1 protein-coding gene is annotated in these 1,518 nt (G+C 55.6%); it reads left to right on the top strand.

All coding sequences use genetic code 11. From position 1 onward, the window contains the following. The first annotated feature begins 84 nt into the window (after nucleotides 1-84). A complete protein-coding gene (locus QMZ18_RS36865) occupies nucleotides 85-1,446 on the top strand; it encodes an IS1182 family transposase (protein ID WP_282611435.1) in 1,362 nt (453 codons plus the stop codon). Nucleotides 1,447-1,518 lie beyond the last annotated feature (72 nt).

Here is a 1,518-nt window from a genome sequence, read left to right as displayed (position 1 = left end):
GCGGAGATGATGTTGAAAAAGGCCTCTTGATCGCCGCTTCGGTCAATGATTCAGTTCTCCTAATGATTTGGGAGGCTGATGGCGATGTTGGGACCGAGGCAGGTGGTGCAAGCAGCTCTGTTCTATGAGTTCAATCTGGATGCGCATGTGCCTGCCAATCATTTGCTGCGCCAGATTGATCGGTTTGTGGACCTCTCCGACATCCGTTCAATTTTGGCGCCTTATTACAGCTCTACCGGTCGCCCTTCTATCGATCCTGAACTGATGATCCGAATGCTGCTGGTCGGCTATTGCATGGGCATTCGATCTGAGCGGCGACTTTGCGAAGAGGTTTATCTGAACCTCGCCTATCGCTGGTTTTGCCGCTTGGATTTGAACGATCCGGTCCCCGATCACTCGACATTCTCCAAGAACCGGCACGGCAGGTTCCGTGAGAGCAATTTGTTCCGTCACCTATTCAACACAGTTCTGACGCGCTGTATCGTGGAAGGCTTGGTCGGTGGCGATGATTTTGGTGTCGATGCATCACTCATCAAGGCGGATGCTAGCCGCTACACCAAGATCGAGATGGCCGACTGGTCAGTGCCTGAGCAGGCCTCACGGGCCACGCAGGAATATCTCGATACGCTCGATGATGCGGCTTTTGGCGGTTCGACGCCGGTGCGGCCCAAGGCCATTTCTCCGGCTGATCCGGCAGCCCGCTATACCGGCGCCAATGGCGACAGGCCGTTCTTTGCCTATTCCACCAACTATCTGGTCGATCTGGACCATGCCGTGATTGTGGACGTGGATGCGACTGCTCCGATTCGGCAGGCGGAGGTCGAGATCACCAAGAATATGATCCTGCGAACCAGAGATCGCTTTGGCTTGTATCCTGAGAAACTGGTGGCCGACACCGCATACGGTTCAGCGCCCATGCTGGGTTGGTTGGTCGAGGAAGAAGGGATCGAGCCATATATCCCGGTCATCGACAAGTCGGAACGAAGGGACGGCACCTTCTCGCGTGGCGATTTCATCTACGACCACGACAGTGACAGCTATACCTGTCCCAGCGGCAAACAGCTGGTGCAGTTCAGGCGCACCTACAAGAAGCCAAGATCAGGCGTCGATAAAGAAGGCCTCATGCGCTATCGCGCCAGCAAGAAGGATTGCGATAGCTGCTCACTGAAACAGCAATGCTGCCCCAAGGAGCCAGCCCGCAAGGTCTTGCGTTCCATCCACGAGAGCGCACGGAACATGGCGCGTGACATCACCAAAACCGACGCCTATGTGACCGCCAGTTATGCCCGTAAAAAGGTCGAGATGCTGTTTGCCCACCTCAAGCGCATCCTAAGGCTCGACCGCCTGCGTCTGAGAGGGCCGAATGGAGCGAAAGACGAGTTCATCCTAGCCGCAACGGTCCAAAACCTCCGCAAACTGGCCAAGCTGGTGCCGAACAACGCATGAAAAGCGAAACGGGCCAACGCGCCTATACAATCAAGTCATCACCAGAAGCGACTTTTTCAACGGTATCCGGAC

Source organism: Pelagibius sp. Alg239-R121 (assembly GCF_947331435.1).
GTDB lineage: Bacteria > Pseudomonadota > Alphaproteobacteria > Kiloniellales > Kiloniellaceae > Denitrobaculum.
This window is presented reverse-complemented; position numbering and strand designations above follow the sequence as displayed.

Excerpts from the sequence above, each read along its gene's own strand:
- QMZ18_RS36865 (WP_282611435.1), top strand. The coding sequence starts at position 85 with ATGTTGGGACCGAGGCAGGTGGTGCAAGCAGCTCTGTTCTATGAGTTC.